This window comes from Massilia sp. UMI-21 (assembly GCA_015277795.1).
Lineage (GTDB): Bacteria > Pseudomonadota > Gammaproteobacteria > Burkholderiales > Burkholderiaceae_D > Telluria.
Map to the genome: position 1 here is coordinate 1,073,245 of CP063848.1, position 26,089 is coordinate 1,099,333.

The window sequence follows — 26,089 nt, forward strand, 5'->3', positions numbered from 1 at the left end:
TTCATTGTTGCGTTTCCAGGTAGGGAAGGCAATGGACCGTCATCGAAGCGCCCGCTGGCCGACGCAGGTCCAAAGCTTCATGGAGACATGCACGGTTTGTTACCGTCTTCTTTGTTTTTACACATACATAAATCAGGATTTAAAAACGTGAAAGTTCTCGTTGCGCTCATGATCAGTGCCGGCATCCTGTCGCCGGTTTTTGCTGCGGATAAGATTCGGCCTGCGCCACACCAGGCCGGCTCCGCCATCAACAAGGCGCCTGCCAGGATCGCTTCGGTCGAAGGCATTACCGAATACCGCCTGGCAAACGGCCTGCGTGTCCTGCTCTTTCCGGACGCCTCCAAGCCGACCCTGACGACCAATATGGTGTACATGGTCGGTTCTCGCCACGAGAACTACGGCGAGACCGGCATGGCGCACCTGCTGGAACACCTGCTGTTCAAGCCGACCGCCAATTTCGGTGTCAAGAAAGGCACCCGAAGCCCGGTTGAAGTGCTCAACGGACTCGGCGCCGACTTCAACGGCACCACCTGGTACGACCGCACCAATTACTACGCGACCTTCCCGGCGAACGAGGCCAACCTGGCCACCATGCTGTCGCTCGAAGCGGACCGCATGATCAACGCCCCGATTTCGCAGGACGACCTGTGGAACACCAAGACCAACAAGGGCGAGATGACGGTCGTGCGCAACGAGTTCGAGATCGGCGAGAGCAACCCGATCCGCGTCACGATCGAGCGCCTGCAGGCAATCGCCTTTGATTGGCACAACTATGGCAAGTCGACGATCGGCGCGCGATCCGACATCGAACAGGTGAATATCCCGCGCCTGCGTGCTTTCTACAAGAATTATTATCAGCCGGACAACGCGGTGCTGATCGTCGCCGGCCGCTTCGATGAAGCCAAGGTACTGGCGCAGGTCAACAGCGTGTTCGGAAAAATTCCGAAGCCGACGCGTGTGATCCAGCCAACCTACACGGTTGAGCCGGTGCAGGACGGCGAACGTTCCGTCACGGTGCGCCGCTCCGGTGGAACCCAGTATGTGGGCGCCGGCTACCATGTGGCGCCGAGCGGTCACCCGGATGCCGCTGCGCTTCAGGTACTGGGCCGCGTGCTGACCGACGCCCCATCGGGACGCCTGCACAAGGCCCTGGTGGAAAGCAAGTTGGCGACCAACGTGAATGTCATGGCGGTGAGCAACCTCGAGCCTGGCTACCGCATCTTCGGCGCGGTGGTGCCGAAGGGGCAGCCGCTGGCGCCTGTCCAGGAGACCCTGCTCAAGGTGCTGGAAGACCTGAAGTCCAATCCGGTCACCGAAGCGGAAGTGGCGCGCGCGCGCCAGGCCATCGCCAAGAACATCGAACTGGCGATGAACGACAGCGCCAGCCTGACGATCGGCCTGACCGAAGCGATGGCGGCGGGCGATTGGCGCCTGTTCTTCGTGAACCGCGACCAGGTCGAAAAGACCGACGCCAAAACCGTGCAGGCAGCAGCCGAGAAATACCTGAAAGCCTCGAATCGCACGCTCGGCCTGTTCGTCCCGACCGAGGCCGCGGACCGCACCGAGGTGCCGGGCATGATCGATATCGCCGCCGTGGTCAATGACTACAAGGGCCGGACAGTCGTGGCACAGGGAGAGGTGTTCGACCCGAGTCCCGCCAACATCGAATCGCGTACCCAGCGCTTCACACTGGCCAATGGTCTGAAAGGCGCACTGCTGCCGAAGAAAACCAAGGGCGGCCTCGTCAGCACGACGATGCGCCTGCGCTTCGGTACCGAGGAAGCACTGCGCAACAAGGCGACCATCGGCAGCTTCACGGCAGGCCTGCTGACCTACGGCACCCAGGAGAAGTCGCGCCAGCAGCTCAAGGACACGTTCGACAAGCTCAAGGCCCAGGTCCGCGTTGCCGGCGGCGCCGAAGGCGTCACCGTGTCGGTCACCACCACGCGCGACAACCTGCCTGCGGTCATGGACCTGGTGGCCGAGGTGCTCAGGAAGCCGGCCTTCGCGTCGACCGAATTCGGCGAATTCCAGCGCGCGAACATCAACGCAACCGAGCAGGCGATTCCGGAACCGAATCCGCAGGCCAGCGTTGCGCTTTCGCGCTTGCTGGACACCACCCCGGAGGGCCACGTCAAGCATGCGATGACGCTCCAGGAGAAGCTCGCGTCGCAAAAAGCGACGACGGCCGACGAGGTGAAGGCCTTCCACGGCGCCTTCTACGGCGCGGATAACGCCACCTTCGCGGCGGTTGGCGACTTCGATCCGGCAGCGCTCAAGGCGCAGCTCGAACGCCTGTACGGCACCTGGAACTCGCAGCAGAAATACGTGCGCGTGCCAAGCACTGTGAAGCCTGTCGCGGGCCAGAAGCTGGCGCTCGAAACCCCGGACAAGGCCAGCAGCCTCTTGCTGGCAGTGCATCCGGTACCGATGAAGGACGATGCGCAAGCCTATCCTGCGCTGGTCATGGCGAACTACATGCTGGGCGGCGGTGCGCTGCGTTCGCGCCTGGCCGACCGCATTCGCCAGAAGGAAGGCCTGTCATATGGCGTCGGCGCGCAGCTCAGCGTACCTTCGCGTGATCCCGCCGGGATCTGGATGGCGTACGCGATGAGCGCTCCGCAGAACACGGCGAAGGTGGAGTCCGTTCTGCGCGAAGAGCTCGAACGAGCGGTGAATGAGGGCTTCACCGAAGCCGAACTGGTCGAAGCGAAAAAGGGCTGGCTGCAGGGCGAGGAAGTATCGCGCACCTCCGATGAGGCGCTTGCCGGCGCCTTGTCCGAATACCTGTCGCTGGAGCGCACCATGGCGTTCGATGGCAAGGTCGAGGACCAGGTGCGCAAGCTGACGCTCGCGCAGGTCAACACCGCCATGCGTGAGTTCATCAAGCCAGCCGATGTCTCGTTTGTCACGGCAGGTGATTTCGCCAAGGCGGCGAAGAACGGCGGCAGCGTCAAGTAAAACAAGGCTGGTGCGTCTCATGAAAACGCCTGGTCGAGCCAGGCGTTTTTTTTAATGGTGCGCCCAGCATGGGCGCACTCCTGCGGGTGAAAGTCCTGCCGCGAGCTGACCACAGTGAGCGAAGTGAAGCGCAACTGCATGAGGGTAACCGAGTGTGGGAAGGAAGCGTGGATCGTAAATCATGAGCCGAGGAACACGAATCGCATAGAAGGCGTTGCCGATCAGGGCGAGCGGGCCATGAACCGCAAAGCTCTTGTGGTCAAGGAGAGGTGGCGTAGATGCGGCGGTTGTGTGATGAAGGAGTGCGGCCCTTACCTGGGGACGCCCCGCCTTGTGCCTGAAAGGGCGACGAAAAAAAAATCGGAGCGGGGTCTCAGCAGAGGTCATAGTAGTTGGAGGTAGCGCTGGGAAGGCTCGACTCCGCCGACGAAGGACCGAACGAGTAGGAGTGAATCCGATATGTCGATGCAGAAGGCACAGCGTCAGATGCCCGCAAACGCGGGGCGGGAAGCCGTAGGGCAAGGTGAAGCCATGCTCGATGCTTTCAGCGACGAAGCGTTCTGCCCGCGGCATGCAACCGGAGGCACGGGGTCAGCGTTGCTGCAAGCGGCGCTGACGACAGAGAACCTGCGGCGGGCGTTCAAGCGTGTGCGTGCCAACAAGGGAGCGGCTGGCGTGGATGGACTGGACATTGACCAGACCTCGCGTCTGCTGGCAACCGAGTGGCCTCACATACGAGAACAACTGTTGGCAGGGACGTACCGGCCCAGTCCGGTACGTCGGGTGACGATTCCGAAGCCCGACGGTGGCGAGCGCGAGCTTGGCATCCCGACGGTGACGGATCGGCTGATCCAGCAAGCACTATTACAGGTGGTGCAACCGATCCTTGATCCCACTTTCAGCGAGCATAGCTACGGCTTCCGACCGGGCAGGCGTGCGCAGGATGCGGTATTAGCCGCTCAGGCATACGTCCAGTCCGGGCTGAGAATCGTGGTGGACGTGGACCTGTCGAAGTTCTTCGACCGGGTCAACCATGACATCCTGATCGACCGCTTGAAGAAACGCATCGACGACGCTGGAGTGATCCGGCTGGTCCGTGCCTATCTGAACAGCGGCATCATGGAGCATGGTGTAGTACAGGAACGGAACGAAGGAACGCCGCAAGGCGGTCCATTGAGTCCGCTGCTTGCCAACGTCATGCTCGATGAAGTGGACAAGGAACTGGAACGGCGCGGCCATCGCTTTGCGCGCTACGCCGACGACGCGAACGTCTATGTTCGTAGCGTGCGTGCGGGCCAGCGGGTGATGAGGCTGCTGCGGCGCTGCTATGCCAGACTGCACCTCGTGGTCAACGAAGGCAAGAGCGCCGTGGCCAGCGTCTTTGGCCGCAAGTTCCTCGGCTACAGCCTGTGGGTGGGGCGTGGGGGCGAAGTCAAACGCAAGGTGGCGGAAAAGCCGTTGCAAGCGTTTAAACAACGCATCAGGGAGCTAACCCGCCGATCTGGTGGGCGTAGCATGCCGGATGTGGTGCAGGGACTTCGTTCCTATATGCTGGGTTGGAAAGGGTACTTCCAGTTGGCGCAAACCCCAAAGGTATGGCGCGGACTCGATGAATGGTTGCGGCACAGGCTGCGGGCTATCCAGCTCAAGCACTGGAAGCGCGGAAGCACCATGTATCGGGAGCTCCTTAAACTTGGGGCTTGGCCGTCGGCAGCGAGGCACGTAGCGGCGAACAGCCGCCGCTGGTGGCACAACAGCGATAGGTTACTCAAAACAGTGATGACTATCGGCTATTTCGACCGACTCGGTGTACCTCGCCTGTCTTGACCTCAACTACTCGAACCGCCCGGTGCGGACCCGCATGCCGGGTGGTGTGGCAGGGGAGCGGCCCTCAGGGCCGTCCCCTATGCCGATCGGGAAGGCCGTTGGCCAGTGGAAGCTCGCAGGCTCAGACGTCGCGCAGGGTCACGACCGGCATCGTCAGCACGCGCTTGTCCTTGAAGAACGCGATATCGAACAGGGCCGCGGCGCCGACCACCTCCTTGCCCAGCTGGCGCAGCAGGGCCGCTGCCGCTTCGATGGTGCCGCCGGTGGCGAGCACGTCGTCGACGATCAGCACGCGCTGGCCCTTGATGCGTTCCGGCTGGATCTCGATGGTGGCGCTGCCGTATTCGCGCTTGTAATCGATGCTGATCGACTCGCCGGGCAATTTGCCTGCCTTGCGCGCCATGGCGAAACCAACCTTGTGCTCCAGGGCAAGCGCGCCGGCGATCATGAAGCCGCGCGCGTCCATCGCAAGGATGAAGTCGAAGTGCAGTTCGTCGGTCTTCGCATGCAGGGTGTCGATGGCGATGCGCCAATGCTCGGGCTGGTCGAAGATGCAGCCGACGTCGATAAAATTGACGCCCGGTTCCGGGTAATCCTGGAAAAACTCCAGCGGAACGCTGTCGAAATCGTTCATATGAGGGATGTGCTCGTGTGGGGGATGCAAATGGTGTGTGAACCGCGATTATCGCCGGTCTGCGCCAAGGCCGCATTGGGCATGCCGGAATCGCGCCGTTCGTTGCCATATTTTGGCAACTGGCGACAGCATGCACGCCACGGAACGTTTCCGCATGTAGATTGGCTTCTCCTTCACCCGAACCAGGCCGATCATGCGCATCCCGCTGCCGCATCTCCTGAATCTCGCCTTGCATATCGGCGCCGGTGCCGCCGCGATCGGCCTGGGCCTGGCGCTGCTGGCGCAGGCCAAGGGCACGGCCGCTCATCGCAAGCAGGGCAGGACCTTTGTTTTACTCACCCTGGTCGTGTGCGCCACGGGCGCTATCGGCAGCGCGCTCTTTCGCTTCGTGCCGCTGTTCGCCATACTGACCGTGCTGGTCACTTACCAGTTGCTGAGCGGCTGGCATGTCGTCTATACACGCGCCGCCGGGCCAAACCGGGTTGACGCGCTGCTGGCGCTGTCCGCCGCGGCATGGGCAATCGGCCTGTTGCCGGTGCTGCTGTCGCCTGGCGGCATGGCCGGGGCTGCGCCGGCCGTCATCCCCGCCGCGCTCGGCGGGCTCGCCGTCCTGCTCGCCTACGACACGGCGCGCTGGTGCTTCCCGCGCCACTGGCACGCCAGGCTCTGGCGCTACGAGCACATCTACAAGCTGGTGGCCTCGCTGTTCGGAATGCTGTCGGCCGCCGTCGGCAACCTGGTCAGGGTCGGGCAGCCCTGGTCGCAGCTGCTGCCCTCGGTGCTGGGCATGATGGTCATCGTCATCTGCATCCGGCGCGATATCCGGGCCCGGGCCCGCCTGCGCGCTGCTTGATCGCCGCCCGACTAGAACAGCACCAGCGGATTCTTGGTCAGCGCCACCGCGACGATGTAGGCGAAGCACAGCAGGGCGCCGACAAAGGCCATTGCGCGCGCCTGGCGCGTGCGGCCGCGCTTGAGTGCGACGGCGCCGAGGACGATGTAGGCCACCAATGCGCTCACCTTGGCCGTCAGCCACGGCGACTGGCCCGGATACTGTAGGCTCCACACCGCCAGGCCGACCGCGCTGGCCAGCAGCAGGGTGTCGATGACGTGCGGGACGATCCTGACCCAGCGCTGCTGCAGGCGCGGCGAGGCGCGCAGCATCCAGATGCCGCGGACCAGGAACAGCAGGCCGCTCAGGGCGGCGAAAGTGATGTGCAGGTGCTTGAGGGCGATGTAGGGCATGGCGGGTCAGCTGAGTTGGCAACCCGCGCAGTATGCCTCAGCCGCACTCTCCGACATAGTGGCATTCGTCGCAGCGGGTGCAGCCGTCGACCTTGCGCAGCGCGCGCGCCCCGCATTCCGGGCACTTGGCGCCGCTGGCGGCGGGCAGGGCGGCGGACGCGAGGGGCGCCTGCGGCCCGGCTTCCTGGGCCATGCCGTCGCCGGCTTGCGCACGTCGCGACGCAAACCTGCGCGCCAGCTCCGGCACCGCCACCTGGTTGCCCCAGGCGTCGAGGAAGCCGCGCCGGATCAGCACGCGCTGCAGCATGAAGGCGATCGCCGCCACTTCCGAGTCGTGGTAGACCGGCACCTGCGTGCCGTCCTCGCGCGTGAGGAAGCCGCAGCGCACCGGGCCTTTTTCCCAGACCACGTCGCGCATGTCGGCCAGCGCCCGCGCGATCGGGCCGCCGGCGCGCGCCACCATCGACAGCAGGCGCATCGAGGCCGTGATCCACTGCTGGCCGCCGGTGCGCTGGTTCGAGGGCATGAAGAATTCGAAGGGCCGCTCGACGACGAGCTTGCGGCCTTCGTGGACGCCCTCGGCGCGGATGAAGCTCACGGTGAGATAGGCGGTCTTGCGGCCTTCCTGGGTCGAATACTCGATTTTCGAGGTCACCGATTCGAGCTCGCCCAGCGGACGGCGCTCGAAGCGCTTGCGCAGCGGATCGTCGTCGGGGCCGGCGTCGGGCAAAGTAGCCGGCAAGGCAGCGGGCAATGCAGCGGGCGATGCATCGGGCGCGGTGGACAGCACGCTGCCCAGCACCATGTTCGGCCGGTAGGTCGCCAGTCCTTTCAGGCCGGCCTGCCAGGCCTGGGTGTACAGGTCGCGGAAATCCTCGAACGGATAGTCGGCCGGCACGTTGACGGTCTTCGAGATCGCGGTGTCGATGAAGGGCTGCACCGCCTGCACCATGCGCAGGTGGTCGAGCGCGCGCATCTCGAGCGCGGTGACGAATGGCGGCGGCAGCTGGTCCGTGGCGTGGCCCATCCGGCGATACAGGCGCCAGGCATGGTCTTCCACATCGTAGCTGCGCATCGACCCGTCGGCCATGCGCTTCTTGCGTTGGTAGGTCCAGGAATAGGCTGGTTCGATGCCGTTCGAGGCATTGTCGGCGAAGGCCAGCGAGATGGTGCCGGTCGGCGCGATCGACAGCAGGTGCGAGTTGCGGATGCCGAACTTGCGGATCGCTTCGCGCAGCCAATCCGGCAGGCGTTGCACGAACTGGCCGTCCAGGTAGCGGTCGGCGTCGAACAGCGGGAACGGGCCTTTCTCGCAGGCCAGCGCGACCGAGGTGGCGTAGGCGGCGTCGCGCAGGGTCTCGGCGATGCGCGCGGCCATGGCGCGCCCGGCCTCGGAATCGTAGCGCAGGCCCAGCATGACCAGGGCGCTGCCCAGTCCCAGGAAGCCGAGGCCGATGCGGCGCTTGGCCGCGGACTCGGCGGCCTGCTGCGGCAGCGGCCATTCGGTCGCGTCCAGCACCAGGTCGAGCATGCGCACGCCGAGCGCGGCCACCTCGCACATGCGCTCGAAATCGAAGGAGGGCGCGGCGCCGAAGGGATCGATCACGAAGGCGGTGAGGTTGAGCGAGCCGAGGTCGCAGCAGCCATAATCCGGCAGCGGCTGCTCGCCGCAGGGATTGGTGGCGCGCAGTTCTTCGGCGTACCAGAGGTTGTTCTCCGCGTTCATGCGGTCGACGAACAGCACGCCCGGTTCGGCGTGGTCGTAGGTCGAGGCGATGATCTTGTCCCACAGGGCGCGGGCGCGTACCTGGCGGTAGACCCACAGGCCATCCTCGCGCCGGTAAGCGCCGGCCTCCTCGTCGCCCGGTTCGGCGCGGTGCACCAGCGCGAACGGGGCGTCGTCCTGCACCGCCTGCATGAAGGCGTCGGTGACGCCGACCGAGATGTTGAAGTTGGTGAGTCCGCCTTCGTCCTTGGCGGCGACGAAGCGCTCGATGTCGGGGTGGTCGATGCGCAGCACGCCCATCTGGGCGCCGCGCCGGGCGCCGGCCGACTCCACCGTGCGGCACGAGGCGTCGAACACTTCCATGTACGAGACCGGGCCCGAGGCCCGCGAGCGGGTGCCGTGGACCTTGCTGCCCATCGGGCGGATCGCGCTGAAGTCGTAGCCCACGCCGCCGCCGCGGCGCATGGTCTCGGCGGATTCGAGCAGGGCGGTATAGATGCCGGGAAGGCCGTCGTCGCTGCCGGAAATGGAATCGCCCACCGGCTGCACGAAGCAGTTGATCAGGGTGGCCTGCAGCCCCAGGCCGGCCGCCGAGTTGATGCGCCCGGCAGGCACGAAGCCGTGTTCCTGGGCCCACAGGAAGCGCGCTTCCATCTCGGCGCGATCCTCTTCTGGTTCGCGCGCCGCCAGCGCCCGCGCCACCCGCCGGCGCACATCGAGGATGCTGCTTTCCTCGCCCTTGGCGTACTTTTCGCGCAGGACGTCGAGCGAAACCTCTTGCGGCGCCGGCGCTGGCACCGGCGCGGCGCCGGACGGCTCGACGGCATTCATGGCGCGCTGCGCTCCTGCATGAATGCCGGCCGCATGTCAGTCCTTGTCGATGATGACGTGCGGCGCGGCCGGATCGGTGGCGCCGGGCAGCGGTTCGCTGGACGCGGCGCTTGCGGACGCCGCGGTGGCGGGGGCGGTCGTGGAGGCGCTGCTCGCCTGACCGGCGAGGCGCGCTTCCAGTTCCACCACGCGCAGTTCGAGCGCTTCGAGCTTGGCGCGAGTCTTGGCCAGCACCTGGGCCTGGATGTCGAACTCTTCGCGGGTGACCAGGTCGAGCTTGGAGAAGCCCTGGGTCATCATCGCCTTGACGTTGCGCTCGATGTCCTTGGCCGGGCCACTTTCCATTGCCTGGTTGATCTTGCCCTGGATGTCGTTGAAGAAGCTGTTCATGTCCATTTCCTTTCAGACGGATCGCACTGCACCACGACGGTGCGCGCTTATCCGCTTTGGTGCGCGGCGCAGCGGCGAATGGCCGTGCGCACGGGTTTCCCGGGTTATTCGAATCGCAAATGGGGCGGATGGCTGAGAAAACAAGCCGCTATCACCCACTCCACGCGTTTTTTGGGCTGGCACGCATCCTGCTAAAGAGTTGGCAGGCGTGTAGCAAACAAGATTGTAAACCGCAACAGCCCGGTCCCACGCCTGGCTTGTTGAATATAAGGGGAATGTCATGAAGTGCAACACCAATGCAGCAGTAGTCAGCCTGGCCCTCCTGGCCTTCTCGTCAATCCCTGCCTTTGCGCAGGACGCTGCCCATGGGGAAGCTGCTGAGCACCAGATCAGCTACAACGCCGCCATTACCAGCGACTACCGTTACCGCGGCCTGTCGCAAACCCGCCTGGACCCGGCGCTGCAGGGCGGCGTCGACTACGTGCACGGCCCGACCGGCCTGTACGTGGGCACCTGGCTGTCCACCATCAAGTGGACCAAGGATCTCGGCGGCGACGGCAACATCGAATGGGACGTCTACGGCGGCAAGCGCGGCCAGTTGAGCGAAAACCTCACGTATGACGTCGGCGGCCTGTACTACTGGTATCCGTCAAACCACCTGAGCCCCAGCGCCAACACCTTCGAACTGTACGCGCGCCTTGGCTTCGGTCCGGCCTACGTCAAGTATTCGCATTCGACCACCAACCTGTTCGGCACCGCCAACAGCAAGCGCAGCGGCTACCTGGACCTGGGCGCCGACATCGACCTCTACGAGGGCCTGGTCCTGAACCTGCACGCCGGGCGCCAGGAAGTGAACAACAACGGCGCGTTCTCGTACACCGACTACAAGCTCGGTCTGACCAAGGACCTGGGCATGGCCACCGTGTCGCTGGCCTGGATCAAGGGCAATACCACGGCCTACCTGAGCCCGGAAGGGAAAAACCTGGGCAAGTCGGCAGCCGTGCTGAGCCTGTCCAAAACTTTCTAAGAATAAAGAGGCATCACCATGAAAATGATTACCGCCATCATCAAACCCTTCAAGCTGGACGAAGTCCGGGAAGCGCTGTCGGAGATCAACGTACAGGGCATGACCGTGACCGAAGTCAAGGGCTTCGGCCGCCAGAAGGGCCACACCGAGCTGTACCGAGGCGCGGAGTACGTGGTCGATTTCCTCCCGAAGATCAAGATCGAGGCCGCCGTCGACGACGCCGTGGTCGACCAGGTCATCGACGCCATCTCGGGCGCGGCCCGCACCGGCAAGATCGGCGACGGCAAGATTTTCGTGGCCGACCTCAACCAGGTCATCCGTATCCGTACCGGCGAGACCGGCAACGACGCACTGTAAGGGGAACACTGATGAAGCATACCGTTACCAAAGTCCTGTCCGGCCTGGCCGCCGCCAGCCTGGCGCTGCCGGCGCTCGCCGCGCCCAGCATCAACAAGGGCGACACCGCGTGGATGTTCGTCGCCACGCTGCTGGTCATCATGATGGCGATCCCGGGCCTGGCCCTGTTCTACGGCGGCCTGGTGCGCGCCAAGAACATGCTGTCGGTGCTGATGCAGGTGTTCATGGTGTTCTCGCTGATCATCGTCCTGTGGTGCCTGTACGGCTATTCGCTGGCCTTCACCCAGGGCAATGCCTTCATCGGCGGCTTCGACCGCGCCTTCCTGAACGGCATCTACGATGCCGCGACCGGCAGCTTCAGCCAGGCCGCCACCTTCAGCAAGGAGACCATGATCCCCGAGTTCATCTTCGTCGCCTTCCAGGGCACCTTCGCCGCCATCACCTGCGGCCTGATCGTCGGCGCCTTCGCCGAGCGCGTGCGCTTCTCGGCGGTGCTGCTGTTCGTGGTGCTGTGGTTCACCTTCGGCTACCTGCCGGTGGCGCACATGGTCTGGTTCTGGGCCGGCCCCGACGCCATCCTTGATGCCGCCACCCTGGCCACCGTCACCGAGGGCGCCGGCTTCCTGTGGCAAAAAGGCGCGCTCGACTTTGCCGGCGGCACCGTGGTGCACATCAACGCGGCCGTGGCCGGCCTGGTCGGCGCCTACATGATCGGCAAGCGCATCGGCCTGGGCCGCGAATCGATGGCCCCGCACTCGCTGACCATGACCATGATCGGCGCCTCGCTGCTGTGGGTGGGCTGGTTCGGCTTCAACGCCGGCTCGGCGCTGGAAGCGGGCGACGTGGCGGCGCTGGCCTTCATCAACACCCTGCTGGCGACCGCCGCGGCGGCCGTGTCGTGGATGCTGGGCGAGTGGGTCGTCAAGGGCAAGCCTTCGCTGCTGGGCGCCGTCTCGGGCGCAGTGTCGGGCCTGGTGGCGATCACCCCGGGCTGCGGTTTCGTGGGGCCGATGGGCGCGCTGGTGATGGGCCTGCTGGCAGGCGTCATCTGCCTGTGGGGCGTGACCGGCCTGAAGCGCCTGCTGGGCGCCGACGACTCGCTCGACGTGTTCGGCGTGCACGGCGTGGGCGGCATCCTGGGCGCGCTGCTGACCGGCGTGTTCGCCGCGCCGCAACTGGGCGGGCAGGGCATCTGGGACTACATCGCCAACAAGGGCGCGCCGGACTACTCGATCGCCGGCCAGGTCTGGGTGCAGGCCCAGGCGGTCGGCATCACCATCGTGTGGTCGGCGCTGGTGGCCTTCCTCGCCTTCAAGCTGGTGGATGTGGTGATCGGACTGCGCGTGCCGGCGGACCAGGAACGCGAGGGGCTGGACATCACCAGCCACGGTGAGTCGGCCTACCACGCATAAACGCCCCCTGTTGCGGCAAACGGCGCCTTTGGCGCCGTTTTTGCGTTTATGGCAAGTATTCGGACTTTAAACAAGGATATTCGTCCATATATGAGGCTACCGATATAATTCGAATAAGCCACCACTAGGACGTCCACACCATGGTTCCGCACCTCGCCACCGCCCTGACCGGTCCCCTCCTGGACCTGGAGAAGAAAATCCTCGAAGCCACGCCCGCCATCGAGCGCTGGTTCCGCCTCGAGTGGCAGGAGCATACGCCGCCGTTCTACTGCTCGGTGGACCTGCGCAATGCCGGCTACAAGCTGGCCCCGGTCGACACCAACCTGTTCCCGGGCGGCTTCAACAACCTGTCCACCGAAATGCTGCCGCTGGCGGTGCAGGCCGCCATGGCCGCGATCGACAAGTACTGCCCGGATGCGCGCAACCTGCTCATGATTCCGGAAACGCACACGCGCAATCCGATGTATCTGCAGAACGTGGCGCGCCTGATGCAGATCTTCCGCCAGACCGGCCTGCACGTGCGCCTCGGCTCGCTGTCGCCGGAGGTCACCCAGCCGACGCCGCTGGCGCTGCCAGACGGCAACATGCTGGTGGTCGAGCCGCTGGTGCGCTCGTCCAACGGCCGCCGCGTCGGCCTGGCCGATTTCGATCCCTGCACCATCCTGCTGAACAATGATTTGTCGAGCGGGATTCCGGCTATCCTGGAAAACATCCACGAGCAGTCGCTGCTGCCGCCGCTGCACGCGGGCTGGGCGCTGCGTCGCAAGAGCAACCATTTCAAGGCCTTCGACGAAGTGGCCAAGAAGTTCGGCAAGCTGATCGACATCGATCCGTGGCTGGTCAATCCCTTGCACAGCAAGGTCGGCGAGATCGACCTGCAGCAGGACCTCGGCACCGAGCAATTGGCCGATGCGGTGTCGGCGCTGCTCTCGAAGATCAAGAAGAAGTACAAGGAATACGGCATGAAGGAGCAGAAGCCCTTCGTGATCGTCAAGCCGGACGCCGGCACCTATGGCATGGGCGTGATGACCGTGAAGGATGCCAGCGAGGTGCGCGACCTGAGCCGTGTCCAGCGCAACAAGATGACGGTCATCAAGGATGGCGTGGCGATCACCGACATGATCGTGCAGGAAGGCGTGCCGACCTTCGAATCGATCAATGACGCCGTGGCCGAGCCGGTGGTCTACATGATCGACCGCTACGTGGTGGGCGGCTTCTACCGCGTGCATGCCGAGCGCGGCATCGACCAGAACCTGAACGCGCCGGGCTCGCAGTACGTGCCGCTGGCCTTCGCCCAGCAGCATGCGATGCCGGACCTCAAGGCCAAGCCGGGCACGGCGGCGCCGAACCGGTTCTACGTGTACGGCGTGGTGGCGCGCCTGGGCCTGCTGGCCGCGTCGCTGGAACTCGAGCGCACCGATCCGAATCCGGAAGTGTATTGAGCCCTGGGCGCTGCAGCGGCGCTCAGGTGTCGGTGCCGACCGCGTCCCAGTCGTCTTCCTGCTCGTAGCGCGTCATCCAGTTCGCGGCATGGTGCCATTCCAGCACCATGCCCGGGTCGATGCCGGGAGGTGGCGCATGGCCGTTCAGCTGGGCATCGCGCACCGCCCAGTGCAGGCGGTAGAGGCGATCCGACCAGTCGAGGATCTCGGCCTTGCTGCGCAGGCGCAGCGCCTGGCGCAGCATGGTGGCCTCGCCCAGGTCGTGCGGGTAGAGCGGCAGCACGGCCTCGACGCTCGATGGATGCAGGGGCAGGGGCAGTTCGTCCACCAGGCCGCCGCACCAGGCCAGGAAGAACATGGCTTCGAGCCGCCACGAGAAACGCACGAGCTCGCGTTCGTCGGGCGTGTCCGTGAACAGGAAGGCCGCTTCGTCGGCCGACAGCCAGCTGCGCCGTTCGCCTACCGAAAAATAATCCTTGAAATAGGCATTCCGGCGCAGGGTGGCCCGGCCGACCACGCCCCACAAGGCCACCAGCCGGCGCCACAGCGCGTCTTCCGAACGCAGCCCGACGTCGGGTTCGTCTTCGATCATGGGCAGGAGCGGGTTGATGGGCACGCCGTGCTCCCGCAACCAGGATTCGCTTGCTGCCCTGCGTGCTTCCGGTGTCATGTCACTCTCCGCAAAAGGTTTGCAGGACAATAACATCAGCGCCGGACGGCGAGCGCGAGCCAGCACTCAAGCGCCTTTCTGCACCATGTACATGAAGTGCGAGCGCAGCGGCGGCGCCAGCGCGGTCAGGAGATCGGACAGCATCCAGGGCGCGCGCGCCAGCAGCCGGTGGATCGGCGGCGCCAGCATCAGCGTGCGGTAGCGGCTGCGCGCGCCGGGCCAGAAGGCGTCGAGCTCGGCGCGCGTGACCTTGCGCACGTTGGGGTTGCGTGGGTTGTCGTAACGAAAATCGAACACCAGCACCCAACCGCCCGGGCGCAGGGCGCGCCACATCTGGGCCGCCAGATCGCGCCGCAGTCCGGCATCGAGGATCGAGGAAAACACCGTCTGCGTCGTTACCAGGTCGAAGCCGCGCAGTCCCATGGTGTCGAGGGTGCCGAGGCGCCAGTTGACGCCGCCGGCGGTAAAGCGCTGGGCGTGATCGAGCCGGTCCTGCTGCAGTTCGGTGCCGGTGAGCCTGGCGGGGTCGGCGCCCCAATCGATCAGCTGGCGCAGGAAGCCGCCGGTGCCGCAGCCGACGTCGAGCACCCGCAGGCCGGACAGGTCGCCGCCCACCGACTCGGAGAGCAGGGCGGCAAAGGCGCGCGAGCGGGCCGCCACCTGCTGCAGGATTTCAGGACGGTGCCAGGCATAGCGATCGAGCGCCGCGCCGCCGTGCCAGCGCCGGTACACGTTCTTGATGCGGTCCTGTTCCGCCTGTTTGTCTGTGTGCGCATCCATGGGGCCATGGTCGCCCAGGGCACCGCAGCAAGGCTTGAGGCGGCTCATACCGCTCTGCTGTGCATGCACGAATGCAATGTGGAACGCGCGTCTTGCACCGGGAAGGTGCATTCCCGGCCGCCAAAGCAGGGCCCGTCCGCGAGGAATCGCGTTTCCGGCTAAAATCAGGGCATTCCCCGCACTGGATGCCTCATGAAAATCGCTTTCCTCGCCGACCCGCTTTCCACGTTCAAGATTTACAAGGATACGACTTTCGCGATGATGCGCGAAGCCGCCCGGCGTGGCCACGCCATCTACGCGTTCGAACAGCGCGACATGGTGCTCGAAGAGGGCGTGGTCACGGCCATCGTCACGCGCATCCATCTCACCGGCGAGCCCGATGCCTGGTACCGCGCCGACAAGCCGGAAAGCGTGCAGCTCTCGGTGTTCGACGCCGTCATCGAACGCAAGGACCCGCCGTTCGACATGGAATACGTGTACGGCACCTACCTGCTCGAGCTGGCCGAGCGCCAGGGCGCGCGCGTATTCAACCGCCCGGCCGCGATCCGCGACCACAACGAGAAGCTCACCATCGGCCAGTTCAGCCAGTACACTTCGCCGACCATGGTCAGTTCGGACCCGGCGCGCCTGCGCGCCTTCCACGAGAAGCACGGCGACGTGATCTTCAAGCCGCTGGACGGCATGGGCGGCGCCGGCATCTTCCGCGTCACGAACGACGGCATGAACCTGGGTTCGGTGATCGAATCGCTGACCGCCAACGGCAAGCACACCATCATGGCGCAGAAGTTCATCCCGGCCATCAAGCAGGGCGACAAGCGGGTGCTGGTCATCGACGGCAAGCCGGTGCCCTTCACGCTGGCCCGCATCCCGCAGGGGAACGAGGTGCGCGGCAACCTGGCTGCCGGCGGCCTGGGCGTGGCCCAGCCGATCACCGAACGCGAACGCGAGATCGCCGAGGCGCTCGGGCCGGTGCTGGCCGCGCGCGGCTTATTGCTGGTAGGATTGGATGTGATCGGCGATTTCCTGACCGAGGTGAACGTCACCAGCCCGACCTGCTTCCAGGAGATCGCCGACCAGACCGGATTCGACGTGGCCGCGATGTTCATCGACGCGGTCGAACTGAGAGCAAAAGAGACCCACTGACATGGTTGGCATCCTGCTGATGACTCACGCTCCGCTGGGCCAGGCATTCATCGCGGCGGTGGCGCACGTATTCCGTGGGCCCACCGAACGCTTCGAGGCGATCGACGTGACCGCCGACCAGGACCTGGCGCAGGTGAACTGCCTCGCCAAGGAAGCAATCGCACGCCTGGACGAGGGCGACGGCGTGCTGGTCATCACCGACATCAAGGGTGGCACGCCATCGAACTGCTGCAATTCGCTGGCCGATGCCGGCCATGTGGAAGTCATCGCCGGCATCAGCCTGCCGATGCTACTGCGTGCCATCACCTATCGCCGCGACACGCTCGACGTGGTGGTGGAAATGGCCCTGGCCGGCGCCCAGAACGGCGCGGTGCGGGTGGATAACCGGATCCGCGTCGGATCGGGCTGAGCGCACTGAACTGCACCGAACTCACGACACTTATTTTGGCCGCGGCATAGAACGAGACAAACAAGCGAGAACATGATTCAACAGGAACTAGAGATCATCAACAAGCTGGGCCTGCACGCCCGCGCCTCCGCCAAATTCACCCAGTTGGCCGCCAAATTCAAAAGCGACGTCTGGCTCACCCGCAACGGCCGCCGCATCAATGCCAAGTCGATCATGGGCGTCATGATGCTCGCCGCCGGCAAGGGCGCGAAAGTGCTGCTCGAGGCCGATGGCCCGGATGAAGAAGCCTGCATCGCGGCGCTGGCGGGCCTGATCAACGACAAGTTCGGCGAAGGCGAGTAATGCCGCGCGAAGCGGCAGCTCCCCGCCACACGGGACCCTCGATGGCATCGTTCACGCTCCACGGCATTCCGGTTTCGCGCGGCATCTCGATCGGCCGTGCGCACCTGCTCACGCCGGCCGCGCTCGACGTCAAGCACTACCTCGTTCCGGAAGAGCAAGTCGAGGCCGAGGTCGCGCGCCTGCAGCACGCCATCGCCGAAGTGCACCGCGGCCTGCAGGCCCTGTGGACCGAGCTGCCCAAGGACGCGCCGACCGAACTGGGCGCCTTCATCGACGTGCACGCGCTGATCCTGTCCGACCCCTTGATCTCGGAAGCGCCGCTCGACATCATCCGCACGCGACACTACAACGCCGAATGGGCGCTGGTGACCCAGATCGACGAGCTGTCGAGCCAGTTCGACGAGATCGAGGACGAGTACCTGCGCGAGCGCAAGCACGACATCCAGCAGGTCGCCGAGCGCGTGCTGAAAGTCCTGATGGGCACCGCGCTGGAGATCCCGCCACTGCTGGCGGGAGAGGACCACGCGCCCCCGCAGATGATCGTGGTGGCCCACGACATTTCGCCGGCCGACATGCTGGCCTTCCGCGACCGCGACGGCGCGACCCGCTCCTTCATCGGTTTCGTCACCGACGTCGGCGGCCAGAATTCGCACACCGCGATCGTCGCGCGCTCGCTCGACATTCCGGCGGTGGTCGGCATGAGCCAGGCCTCGCGCCTGGTCGAGCAGGACGACTGGGTGATCATCGACGGCGACGCCGGCGTGGTGATCTGCAACCCGAGCCAGCTGGTGCTGGAACAGTACCGCGCGCGCCAGGCCTCCCTGATCAAGGCGCGCAAGCGCCTGCTCAAGCTCAAGAAGACCCCGGCGGTGACCAGGGACGGCACCCCGGTCACGCTGCTGGCCAATATCGAGCTGCCGGAAGACTGCGCGGCGGCGCTCGATGCCGGCGCGATGGGCGTCGGCCTGTTCCGCTCGGAGTTCCTGTTCATGGGACGCAGCCATGGACTCGGCCACGCCTTGAGGATCCCGGGCGAGGACGAGCAGTTCGAGCAGTACCGCAAGGCGGTGGTGGCCATGAAGGGCCGCCCGGTCACCATCCGCACGCTCGACGTCGGCGCCGACAAGCCGCTCGATCCCACCGAGCACACCGCACTGAACCCGGCGCTGGGCCTGCGCGCGATCCGCTACTGCCTGGCCGAGCCGCAGCTGTTCCTGACCCAGCTGCGCGCGATCCTGCGCGCCTCGGCCTTCGGCAAGGTGCGGATCCTGATCCCGATGCTGGCGCACGCCTTCGAGATCGACCAGACGCTGTCCATGATCGAGCAGGCCAAGCAGCAGTTGCGCGAGGAGGGCGTCAAGTACGACCCGGCCGTGGAGGTCGGCGCCATGATCGAGATTCCGGCGGCCGCGCTGGCGCTGCCGATGTTCGTCAAGCGCATGCAGTTCCTGTCGATCGGGACCAATGACCTGATCCAGTACCTGCTGGCGATCGACCGCGTCGACTACGAAGTGGCGCACCTGTACAATCCGCTGCACCCGGCGGTGCTGGGGCTGATCGCCCAGACCATCGCCACCGCCCAGAAGGCCGGGCTGGACGTCGCCGTGTGCGGCGAGATGGCCGGCGACACCAAGCTCACCCGCCTGCTGCTCGGCATGGGCCTGCGCGAATTCTCGATGCACCCGGCCCAGCTGCTGTCGGTCAAGCAGGAAATCCTGAACAGCGACCTGGCGGCGATCACCACCCGCACCCGCCGCATCCTGCGCTCGATCGAGCCGGACGAGATCGCGACCGCAGTGGAGCAGCTGCAGACGCTCTAAGATTCACCCCATCAGAACTACGCGAATACCATCCATGGGATCGATTGGAACAGTCACACCACAGGCGATGCATTTCGCCGAGCCGCTGCGCCTGCAAAGCGGCGCCAGCATCGGCGACTACACGCTGGTGTATGAAACCTATGGCAGCCTCAACGCCGACAAGTCGAACGCGGTCCTGGTCTGCCATGCGCTGAACGCCTCGCACCACGTGGCCGGCACCTATGCCGACAAGCCCAAGAGCCAGGGCTGGTGGGACAACATGGTCGGCCCGGGCAAACCGGTCGATACCGACCGCTTCTTCGTGATCGGCGTGAACAACCTCGGCTCCTGCTTCGGCTCGACCGGCCCGATGCACACCAATCCGGCCACCGGCAAGCCCTATGGCGCGGCCTTCCCGCTGCTGACGGTGGAAGACTGGGTCGCGGCCCAGGCGCGCCTGGCCGACCGCCTCGGCATCGACTGTTTCGCCGCCGTGATGGGCGGCTCGCTGGGCGGCATGCAGGCGCTCTCGTGGAGCATCTTGTTCCCCGAGCGCCTGCGCCATTGCATCGTGATCGCGTCCACGCCCAAGCTGTCGGCCCAGAACATCGCCTTCAACGACGTCGCGCGCCAGGCCATCCTGACCGACCCGGACTACCACGGCGGCGACTTCTACGAGCACGGCGTGGTGCCGAAGAACGGCCTGAAGGTGGCGCGCATGGTCGGCCACATCACCTACCTGTCGAACGACGACATGGCGGAAAAGTTCGGCCGCAAGCTGCGCAACGCCGCCGAAAAGGACGACTACGCATTCGATTTCGGTATCGACTTCGAGATCGAGTCCTACCTGCGCTACCAGGGCGACAAGTTCTCGGAATACTTCGACGCCAACACTTACCTGTTGATCACCAAGGCGCTCGACTACTTCGATCCGGCGCGCGCCCATGGCGGCGACCTGACCAAGGCCCTGGAAAACACCCGGGCCCAGTTCCTGCTCGCCTCGTTCACCACCGACTGGCGCTTCTCGCCCGAGCGCAGCCGCGAGATCGTCGAGGCGCTGGTGTCCAACCGCCGCAAGGTGACCTACGCCGAGATCGACGCGCCGCACGGCCACGATGCCTTCCTGCTGGAAGACCCGCGCTACCTGGGCGTGGTGCGCGCCTACTACGACCGGATCGCGGCCGAGTTTTCCAATACGCTCGCAGGGGAGGCGGCATGAATTTCAAGGAACTGCATTCCCTGCGTCCCGACCTGGCCTTCATCGCCGACTGGGTGCGCGACGGCGCCCACGTGCTGGACGTCGGCTGCGGCGACGGCGCCATGCTGCGCTACCTGGAGCTGGGCAAGCAGTGCACCGGCTACGGCGTCGAAATCGCCGACGACAAGGTGCTGGAAAGCACCCGGCGCGGCATCAGCGTGATCCAGCACGACATGGAGCAGGGCCTGGACCTGTTCCGCGACAACACCTTCGACATGGTGCTGTGCCTGTCCTCGTTGCAGATGATGCAGCACGTCGAGGCGCGCCTGCGCGACATCGTGCGGGTCGGCCAGGAAGCGATCGTCTCCTTCCCCAACTTCGCCTACTGGCCGCACCGCGTGGCGCTGATCAAGGGCAGGATGCCGGTCTCGCGCACGCTGCCCTACCAGTGGTTCGACACGCCCAACGTGCGCTACGCCACCATCCACGACTTCAAGGACCTGGCCGAGAAGTGCGGGCTGGAAGTGCTGGAATACGTGGCGCTGGCCGAAGGAAGACCGGTGCGCTTCCTGCCCAACCTGCGCGGCAGCCTCGCGGTGTTTCGTCTGCGAAAGAAAGCGGGCGTTGTCGCCTGAGCTCGGTGCGCTTATGTTAGATGGTGGCTTGTCGAGCCCAGCGCAATCCGCGATGATCGGCGCTATTGTGTGTCCCTTTCCAGTTACTTTCTGTAGAGATAGTGCTGCTAAAAACAGCCTGTCGGTGACAAAATGACAAAACTTAAGCATTTGGCTGCCTGCCTGTCCCTGTTTGCCGCCGTCGGCGCCGCCGGGATGGGCCAGGCCGCGGCGCAGGATGACCGCAACACGACGGTCCAGGACGGTATTCGGGTCGAACCGTTATCGCGCGCCGGCCGCTTCATTCCCGAAGAACAGCTCAACGAGGCCGCTGCGCAGCAGTACACCGAGATGATGAGCCAGGCACAGCAGAAAGGCGTGCTGCTGCCACCTTCGCACCCCGAGGTGCAGCGCTTGCGCGCCATCGCCAAGCGCATCATTCCCTACGCTCCGCGCTGGAACCAGAAGGCCACCCAGTGGCAGTGGCAGGTCAACCTGATCGATTCGGCGGACATCAACGCCTTCTGCATGCCGGGCGGGCGGATCGGTTTCTTTACCGGCATCCTGAACACGCTGAAGTTGACCGACGACGAGGTCGCCGCGGTGATGGGGCACGAGATCGCCCATGCCTTGCGCGAGCACAGCCGCGAAAAGATCGCAAAGCAGATGGGAACTAGTGCTATTGCCCGCTTGGGCGGTGCCCTGGTCTCGGGGATCTTCGGGATCGATCCGGGGATTACCGGCACCGTCGCCAACTACGGCGCCCAGCTGATCGGCCTGAAGTTCTCGCGCGGCGACGAGCGCGAAGCCGACCTGGTGGGCCTGGACATCGCCGCCCGCGCCGGCTACGACCCGCGCGCCGGCATCGCCCTGTGGCGCAAGATGGCGGCGCTCGACAAGCGCGCCCCGATCGAGCTGCTCTCCACCCACCCGGGCGGCGAGAGCCGCATCGCCGACATGCAGGCGCACATGAACCAGCTGCTGCCGGTCTACGCACGCACCAAGGGCACCACCGTGTCCAAGCTGCCGCCCTACCAGACCAATGTCGCGCTGCGTTGACCGGCCGGCTTGATGGGCCGGTTTGATCGGCGTGTTCGATGACTAAGCGCAGGAAGGGCCACCAGGCCGAAGCCAACGCCCATGTGCCGCTGCCGACCCGCGACGGGGTCGCGCCCAGCTACCTCTGGCTGCTCGAAACCCGCGCCGGCGGCATGCTGCGCTTCCTGACGGAGCGCTTTCCCGACGTCTCAGAAGCGGCGTGGGCCAGCCGCCTGGCGCGCGGCGAGATCGTCGACGCGCAAGGCATGGCCCTGAGCGCCGATAGCCAGGTGCGCCAGGGCATGCGCATCTGGTACTACCGCGAGCTGGAGCATCCCGAGACGCCGATTCCGTTCCAGGAACAGGTGCTGCACATGGACGAGCACCTGCTGGTGGCCGACAAGCCGCACTTCCTGCCGACCATCCCGACCGGCCGCTTCCTGCACGAGACCCTGCTGGTGCGCCTGAGGAAACGGTTCGACTTGCCGCACCTGGTGCCGATCCACCGGCTCGACCGCGAGACCGCGGGCGTGGTGATCTTCTCGCACAACCCGGCCTCGCGCGGCGCCTACCAGTCGATGTTCCAGAAGCGGGTGGTGAACAAGGTGTACGAGGCGCTGGCGGGCGCGATCGAGGGCAGGGCATTCCCTTTTACCTACCGCAGCCGCATGCAGGATGCGGAGCAGTTCTTCGTGAGCGCCGAAGTGCCGGGCGAGCCGAATTCCGAGACCCTCATCGAGCTGATCGAGCGGCGCGGGGAGGTGGCGCATTACCGGCTGCATCCGCACACCGGCCGCAAGCACCAGCTGCGCCTGCACCTCTCGATGCTCGGCGCACCGATCCTGAACGACGCCTTCTATCCGGTGGCGCTGCCGTGCAAGGGCGACGACTTCAGCGCGCCGCTGCAGCTGCTGGCGCGCGCGATCGCTTTCGACGATCCGCTCAGCGGCCAGCCGCGCCGCTTCGACAGCGGCTTCCGGCTCGACTGGCCCGCATGATCCGCAAGCCCGGTAAAGACAGGTTGAACGATCAAAGGTCGTAATCGATGATTAAAGGCGCGTGGTCGCTGAAGCGCTCGTCCTTGTAAATCGAGACCGAGCTGGCGCGCGCCGCGATGCCGGGAGTGGCCACGTGGTAGTCGATGCGCCAGCCCACGTTCTTGGCATAGGCCTGGCCGCGGTTGCTCCACCAGGTGTAATCGGCGGCCTCCGGCGCCACCTTGCGGTGCACGTCCACCAGGCCGAGTTCGTCGAAGATGCGGGTCATCCAGGCGCGCTCTTCCGGCAGGAAGCCCGAGTTCTTCTGGTTGCTCTTCCAGTTCTTGAGGTCGATTTCCTTGTGGGCGATGTTCCAGTCGCCGCAGATCACGACTTCGCGGCCTTCGGCCTTCAGCTCGGCCAGGTGTGGCAGGAACACTTCCATGAAGCGGAACTTGGCCAGCTGGCGTTCCGGCGACGAGGAGCCCGACGGGCAGTAGACCGAGATCACGGTCAGCTTGCCGAAGTCGCAGCGCGTATAGCGGCCTTCGGCGTCGAATTCCATGCAGCCGAAACCGATGCGCTTGTTGTCGGGCGCCGTGCGGCTGTACACGCCGGTGCCCGAGTAGCCCTTCTTTTCGGCGTAGTGGAAGTGGCCGTGGTAGCCGTGCGGCGACAGGAATTCCTCGGTCATGTCGGCCTGTTGCGCCTTCAGTTCCTGCACGCAGATGTAGTCGGCGGACTGGGTGGCGAGCCAGTTGAAGAAGCCCTTCTTGTGGGCGGAACGGATCCCGTTCAGATTCGCGGAAATAATTCGTGGCATGGGAGTTCGATGAGAAGAGAGTCGGCGGCCGGCACGCGGCGCTGGGGCCGATAGTGTAGCGCGTTTTGATGCTCTTCGGAACGGACCCGGCCGGCGGTCGCCTGCCGGCCGGTTTACAATACCCGCTTTCGACCAACCAGATTCAGGAGAAGTACGTGAGCGACCTGCGCCAGGAATTTATTGCATTTTCGGTCAAGGCCGAGGTATTGAAGTTCGGACATTTCACGACCAAGGCGGGGCGCCAGTCGCCATATTTCTTCAACGCCGGCCTGTTCCACGACGGCGCGACGCTCGGCCAGCTGGCGCAGTTCTACGCGCAGACCCTGCTCGACTCCGGCGTCGAATTCGACATGCTGTTCGGCCCGGCCTACAAGGGCATTACGCTGGCCTCGGCGACCGCCGTGGCGCTGGCCGCCAAGGGCCGCAACACCTCCTTCGCCTACAACCGCAAGGAAGCCAAGGACCATGGCGAGGGCGGCACCATCGTCGGCGCCAAGCTGGCGGGCAAGGTCGTGATCATCGACGACGTGATCTCGGCCGGCACCTCGGTGCGCGAATCGGTCGACATGATCCGCGCCGCCGGCGCCGAACCGGCGGCCGTGCTGATCGCGCTCGACCGCATGGAGCGTTCGGGCAAGGACGGCGCGCTGTCGGAGCACTCGGCGGTGCAGCAGGTGTCGCAGGAATTCGGCATTCCGGTGATCTCGATCGCCAACCTGGACGACCTGTTCACCTATCTCTCGAACGAGGCTGGCGCCGACCTGGGCGCGCACAAGCAGGCCGTTGCGGCTTATCGCGAGCGTTACGGGGTGTGATGCGGCAGGCATGAAAAAACCGGAGCATGCTCCGGTTTTTTTATGCCGTACGGACCGCTCAGCCCGCCAGCTTCTTCTTCAGCAGTTCCGTCACCTGGGCCGGATTCGCCTTGCCCTTCGAGGCCTTCATGGTCTGGCCGATCAGGGCGTTGATCGCGGCTTCCTTGCCGGCGCGGTACTGCTCGACCGACTTGGCGTTGGCGGCCAGCACCTCGTCGACGATGGCTTCCAGCGCGCCCGTGTCCGAGATCTGCTTCAGGCCCTTCTGCTCGATGACGGTATCGGCCAGGTTGGCGTCATCCGATTTCGCTTCCCACATGGCGGCGAACACTTCCTTGCCGGCCTTGTTCGAGATGGTGCCATCCAGAATGCGCTTGAGCAGCAGAGCCAGCTGGGCGGCGCTCACCGGCGACGCGTCGAGCTCCACGCCTTCGCGGTTGAGGGTCGAGGCGACGTCGCCCATCATCCAGTTGGCGGCGGCCTTGGCGCTTTCCTTGCCGGCGGCGGCCACCACGGCCTCGTAATAGGTCGCCATCGCCTTCGAGGACGTCAGCACCAGGCTGTCGTATTCCGGCAGGCCGTACTCGCCGGTAAAGCGCGCGCGCAGGGCGCCCGGCAGTTCCGGCATGTCGGCTTTCACGCGCTCGATCCAGTCCTGGCCGATGACCAGCGGCGGCAAGTCCGGGTCCGGGAAGTAGCGGTAGTCCTGCGCGTCTTCCTTGGTGCGCATGGAGCGGGTTTCCTTCTTGTCCGGGTCCCACAGGCGGGTCGCCTGGATCACCTTGCCGCCGTCTTCGATCAGCTCGATCTGGCGCCGCACTTCGTAGTGGATCGCTTCTTCCATGAAGCGGAAGGAGTTCAGGTTCTTGATCTCGCAGCGGGTGCCGAATTCCTTCTGGCCGAGCGGGCGCACCGAGACGTTGACGTCGCAACGGAAGCTACCTTCCTGCATGTTGCCGTCGCAAACGCCCAGCCACACCACCAGCGAGTGCAGGGCCTTGGCATAGGCCACCGCCTCGGCCGCGCTGCGCATCTCCGGCTCGGACACGATCTCGAGCAGCGGCGTGCCGGCGCGGTTCAGGTCGATGCCGCTCATGCCGGCATAGTCCTCGTGCAGCGACTTGCCGGCGTCTTCTTCCAGGTGGGCGCGGGTCAGGTTGACGGTCTTCGTTTCCAGCTTGCCGTCCTTCTCGTAGGCGAAGCTGACGGTGCCGCCCTGGACCACCGGATCCTCGAACTGGCTGATCTGGTAGCCCTTCGGCAGGTCGGGGTAGAAGTAGTTCTTGCGCGCGAACACCGACTGCGGCGCGATTTTCGCGCCCACGGCCAGGCCGAAGCGGATCGCGCGCTCGACGGCGCCGCGGTTCAGCACCGGCAGCACGCCCGGCAGCGCCAGGTCGACCGGGCTGGCCTGGGTATTCGGCTCGGCGCCGAAGCGAATCGAGCTGCCGCTGAAGATTTTCGAGTTGGTCGTGAGCTGCACGTGGTTCTCAAGACCGATGACGACTTCCCATTGCATGATGTGTTCTCTTTTCTGTTCGCTGCGCCCGCCGTGTGTTGCTGTTGTTCTAGGCAGGAGCTGGTTGAACGCGTGGGCGGCACAGCCGCCCACCCTACGTGTTCGCGGGG

The 26,089-nt window shown here is 65.2% G+C and carries 24 protein-coding genes; 16 read left to right on the forward strand and 8 right to left on the reverse strand.

All coding sequences use genetic code 11. The features are described 5' to 3' along the window. The first annotated feature begins 147 nt into the window (after positions 1-147). Both IM543_04745 and ltrA read left to right on the forward strand, forming a co-directional pair. Positions 148-2,961: an insulinase family protein gene (locus IM543_04745; protein QOY95183.1), complete on the forward strand. Its 2,814-nt coding sequence runs from the start codon at positions 148-150 to the stop codon at positions 2,959-2,961. Between the two features lie 459 nt (positions 2,962-3,420). Then, positions 3,421-4,788 (forward strand): group II intron reverse transcriptase/maturase, encoded by a 1,368-nt coding sequence (gene ltrA / locus IM543_04750; protein ID QOY95184.1) that lies wholly within the window; start codon positions 3,421-3,423, stop codon positions 4,786-4,788. A gap of 121 nt (positions 4,789-4,909) precedes the next feature. Here ltrA and IM543_04755 read toward each other — a convergent pair whose 3' ends face one another. Next, entirely contained in the window at positions 4,910-5,422 is a 513-nt protein-coding gene (locus IM543_04755) for an adenine phosphoribosyltransferase (GenBank protein QOY95185.1), read from the reverse strand. 193 nt (positions 5,423-5,615) lie between these two features. Between IM543_04755 and IM543_04760 the strand changes: the two genes are divergently transcribed. Then, on the forward strand, positions 5,616-6,275 hold the full coding sequence (locus IM543_04760; protein QOY95186.1) for a hypothetical protein: 660 nt from the start codon (positions 5,616-5,618) through the stop codon (positions 6,273-6,275). A gap of 11 nt (positions 6,276-6,286) precedes the next feature. Here IM543_04760 and IM543_04765 read toward each other — a convergent pair whose 3' ends face one another. Genes IM543_04765 through IM543_04775 form a run of 3 tightly spaced genes read right to left on the reverse strand, consistent with a single transcriptional unit; the run spans position 6,287 to position 9,620 of the window. Next, positions 6,287-6,667 (reverse strand): SirB2 family protein, encoded by a 381-nt coding sequence (locus tag IM543_04765; GenBank protein ID QOY95187.1) that lies wholly within the window; start codon positions 6,665-6,667, stop codon positions 6,287-6,289. 37 nt (positions 6,668-6,704) lie between these two features. Then, on the reverse strand, positions 6,705-9,224 hold the full coding sequence (locus IM543_04770; protein ID QOY95188.1) for an adenosylcobalamin-dependent ribonucleoside-diphosphate reductase: 2,520 nt from the start codon (positions 9,222-9,224) through the stop codon (positions 6,705-6,707). Between the two features lie 36 nt (positions 9,225-9,260). Beyond that, positions 9,261-9,620, reverse strand: a complete 360-nt coding sequence (locus IM543_04775; protein ID QOY95189.1) for an accessory factor UbiK family protein — start codon at positions 9,618-9,620, stop codon at positions 9,261-9,263. 274 nt (positions 9,621-9,894) lie between these two features. Between IM543_04775 and IM543_04780 the strand changes: the two genes are divergently transcribed. The 4 genes from IM543_04780 (at position 9,895) to gshA (ending at position 13,852) form a co-directional block, all read left to right on the forward strand. Continuing rightward, positions 9,895-10,641 (forward strand): hypothetical protein, encoded by a 747-nt coding sequence (locus tag IM543_04780; protein QOY95190.1) that lies wholly within the window; start codon positions 9,895-9,897, stop codon positions 10,639-10,641. Positions 10,642-10,659: 18 nt separating this feature from the next. Continuing rightward, on the forward strand, positions 10,660-10,998 hold the full coding sequence (gene glnK / locus IM543_04785; protein QOY95191.1) for a P-II family nitrogen regulator: 339 nt from the start codon (positions 10,660-10,662) through the stop codon (positions 10,996-10,998). Between the two features lie 11 nt (positions 10,999-11,009). Continuing rightward, complete coding sequence (gene amt / locus IM543_04790) at positions 11,010-12,410, forward strand: ammonium transporter (protein QOY95192.1); 1,401 nt, start codon at positions 11,010-11,012, stop codon at positions 12,408-12,410. A gap of 140 nt (positions 12,411-12,550) precedes the next feature. Next, positions 12,551-13,852: a glutamate--cysteine ligase gene (gene gshA, locus IM543_04795; protein QOY95193.1), complete on the forward strand. Its 1,302-nt coding sequence runs from the start codon at positions 12,551-12,553 to the stop codon at positions 13,850-13,852. Between the two features lie 22 nt (positions 13,853-13,874). Here the strand turns inward: gshA and IM543_04800 are convergent, their stop codons facing one another. Together IM543_04800 and IM543_04805 are read right to left on the reverse strand one after the other, a co-directional pair. After that, positions 13,875-14,522, reverse strand: coding sequence for a DUF4272 domain-containing protein (locus IM543_04800; protein ID QOY95194.1), 648 nt, complete (start codon positions 14,520-14,522; stop codon positions 13,875-13,877). A 66-nt stretch (positions 14,523-14,588) separates the two neighbouring features. Then, positions 14,589-15,350, reverse strand: a complete 762-nt coding sequence (locus IM543_04805) for a class I SAM-dependent methyltransferase (GenBank protein ID QOY95195.1) — start codon at positions 15,348-15,350, stop codon at positions 14,589-14,591. Between the two features lie 144 nt (positions 15,351-15,494). Between IM543_04805 and gshB the strand changes: the two genes are divergently transcribed. The 8 genes from gshB (at position 15,495) to IM543_04845 (ending at position 22,843) form a co-directional block, all read left to right on the forward strand. After that, on the forward strand, positions 15,495-16,445 hold the full coding sequence (gene gshB / locus IM543_04810; GenBank protein QOY95196.1) for a glutathione synthase: 951 nt from the start codon (positions 15,495-15,497) through the stop codon (positions 16,443-16,445). A 1-nt stretch (position 16,446) separates the two neighbouring features. Further along, a complete protein-coding gene (locus IM543_04815; GenBank protein ID QOY95197.1) occupies positions 16,447-16,854 on the forward strand; it encodes a PTS fructose transporter subunit IIA in 408 nt (135 codons plus the stop codon). Between the two features lie 72 nt (positions 16,855-16,926). Then, complete coding sequence (locus IM543_04820; protein QOY95198.1) at positions 16,927-17,196, forward strand: HPr family phosphocarrier protein; 270 nt, start codon at positions 16,927-16,929, stop codon at positions 17,194-17,196. Between the two features lie 41 nt (positions 17,197-17,237). Beyond that, on the forward strand, positions 17,238-19,016 hold the full coding sequence (ptsP, locus tag IM543_04825) for a phosphoenolpyruvate--protein phosphotransferase (protein QOY95199.1): 1,779 nt from the start codon (positions 17,238-17,240) through the stop codon (positions 19,014-19,016). A 34-nt stretch (positions 19,017-19,050) separates the two neighbouring features. Continuing rightward, positions 19,051-20,214 carry a homoserine O-acetyltransferase gene (locus IM543_04830; GenBank protein QOY95200.1) on the forward strand — a complete coding sequence of 388 codons (1,164 nt, stop codon included), beginning with the start codon at positions 19,051-19,053 and terminating at the stop codon, positions 20,212-20,214. Further along, positions 20,211-20,828: a methionine biosynthesis protein MetW gene (gene metW, locus IM543_04835; GenBank protein ID QOY95201.1), complete on the forward strand. Its 618-nt coding sequence runs from the start codon at positions 20,211-20,213 to the stop codon at positions 20,826-20,828. The genes IM543_04830 and metW overlap by 4 nt, the downstream gene beginning before the upstream one ends. A gap of 132 nt (positions 20,829-20,960) precedes the next feature. Further along, a complete protein-coding gene (locus IM543_04840) occupies positions 20,961-21,866 on the forward strand; it encodes a M48 family metallopeptidase (protein ID QOY95202.1) in 906 nt (301 codons plus the stop codon). A 38-nt stretch (positions 21,867-21,904) separates the two neighbouring features. After that, positions 21,905-22,843, forward strand: coding sequence for a pseudouridine synthase (locus IM543_04845; protein ID QOY95203.1), 939 nt, complete (start codon positions 21,905-21,907; stop codon positions 22,841-22,843). Positions 22,844-22,874: 31 nt separating this feature from the next. Here IM543_04845 and xth read toward each other — a convergent pair whose 3' ends face one another. After that, positions 22,875-23,645: an exodeoxyribonuclease III gene (gene xth, locus IM543_04850; GenBank protein QOY95204.1), complete on the reverse strand. Its 771-nt coding sequence runs from the start codon at positions 23,643-23,645 to the stop codon at positions 22,875-22,877. Between the two features lie 155 nt (positions 23,646-23,800). Here xth and pyrE point away from each other — a divergent pair, with 155 nt between their 5' ends. Further along, positions 23,801-24,460 (forward strand): orotate phosphoribosyltransferase, encoded by a 660-nt coding sequence (gene pyrE / locus IM543_04855; GenBank protein QOY95205.1) that lies wholly within the window; start codon positions 23,801-23,803, stop codon positions 24,458-24,460. Between the two features lie 58 nt (positions 24,461-24,518). Here pyrE and gatB read toward each other — a convergent pair whose 3' ends face one another. Beyond that, positions 24,519-25,979 carry an Asp-tRNA(Asn)/Glu-tRNA(Gln) amidotransferase subunit GatB gene (gene gatB, locus IM543_04860; protein ID QOY95206.1) on the reverse strand — a complete coding sequence of 487 codons (1,461 nt, stop codon included), beginning with the start codon at positions 25,977-25,979 and terminating at the stop codon, positions 24,519-24,521. Positions 25,980-26,089 lie beyond the last annotated feature (110 nt).

Excerpts from the sequence above, each read along its gene's own strand:
- IM543_04815 (QOY95197.1), top strand. The coding sequence starts at position 16,447 with ATGGTTGGCATCCTGCTGATGACTCACGCTCCGCTGGGCCAGGCATTC.
- gatB (QOY95206.1), bottom strand. The coding sequence starts at position 25,979 with ATGCAATGGGAAGTCGTCATCGGTCTTGAGAACCACGTGCAGCTCACG.
- IM543_04840 (QOY95202.1), top strand. The coding sequence starts at position 20,961 with ATGACAAAACTTAAGCATTTGGCTGCCTGCCTGTCCCTGTTTGCCGCC.
- amt (QOY95192.1), top strand. The coding sequence starts at position 11,010 with ATGAAGCATACCGTTACCAAAGTCCTGTCCGGCCTGGCCGCCGCCAGC.
- IM543_04765 (QOY95187.1), bottom strand. The coding sequence starts at position 6,667 with ATGCCCTACATCGCCCTCAAGCACCTGCACATCACTTTCGCCGCCCTG.
- IM543_04800 (QOY95194.1), bottom strand. The coding sequence starts at position 14,522 with ATGACACCGGAAGCACGCAGGGCAGCAAGCGAATCCTGGTTGCGGGAG.
- ptsP (QOY95199.1), top strand. The coding sequence starts at position 17,238 with ATGGCATCGTTCACGCTCCACGGCATTCCGGTTTCGCGCGGCATCTCG.
- IM543_04755 (QOY95185.1), bottom strand. The coding sequence starts at position 5,422 with ATGAACGATTTCGACAGCGTTCCGCTGGAGTTTTTCCAGGATTACCCG.
- IM543_04820 (QOY95198.1), top strand. The coding sequence starts at position 16,927 with ATGATTCAACAGGAACTAGAGATCATCAACAAGCTGGGCCTGCACGCC.
- xth (QOY95204.1), bottom strand. The coding sequence starts at position 23,645 with ATGCCACGAATTATTTCCGCGAATCTGAACGGGATCCGTTCCGCCCAC.
- IM543_04830 (QOY95200.1), top strand. The coding sequence starts at position 19,051 with ATGGGATCGATTGGAACAGTCACACCACAGGCGATGCATTTCGCCGAG.
- ltrA (QOY95184.1), top strand. The coding sequence starts at position 3,421 with ATGTCGATGCAGAAGGCACAGCGTCAGATGCCCGCAAACGCGGGGCGG.
- gshA (QOY95193.1), top strand. The coding sequence starts at position 12,551 with ATGGTTCCGCACCTCGCCACCGCCCTGACCGGTCCCCTCCTGGACCTG.
- IM543_04845 (QOY95203.1), top strand. The coding sequence starts at position 21,905 with ATGACTAAGCGCAGGAAGGGCCACCAGGCCGAAGCCAACGCCCATGTG.
- IM543_04760 (QOY95186.1), top strand. The coding sequence starts at position 5,616 with ATGCGCATCCCGCTGCCGCATCTCCTGAATCTCGCCTTGCATATCGGC.
- IM543_04775 (QOY95189.1), bottom strand. The coding sequence starts at position 9,620 with ATGGACATGAACAGCTTCTTCAACGACATCCAGGGCAAGATCAACCAG.
- IM543_04805 (QOY95195.1), bottom strand. The coding sequence starts at position 15,350 with ATGAGCCGCCTCAAGCCTTGCTGCGGTGCCCTGGGCGACCATGGCCCC.
- glnK (QOY95191.1), top strand. The coding sequence starts at position 10,660 with ATGAAAATGATTACCGCCATCATCAAACCCTTCAAGCTGGACGAAGTC.
- metW (QOY95201.1), top strand. The coding sequence starts at position 20,211 with ATGAATTTCAAGGAACTGCATTCCCTGCGTCCCGACCTGGCCTTCATC.
- IM543_04770 (QOY95188.1), bottom strand. The coding sequence starts at position 9,224 with ATGAATGCCGTCGAGCCGTCCGGCGCCGCGCCGGTGCCAGCGCCGGCG.
- gshB (QOY95196.1), top strand. The coding sequence starts at position 15,495 with ATGAAAATCGCTTTCCTCGCCGACCCGCTTTCCACGTTCAAGATTTAC.
- IM543_04780 (QOY95190.1), top strand. The coding sequence starts at position 9,895 with ATGAAGTGCAACACCAATGCAGCAGTAGTCAGCCTGGCCCTCCTGGCC.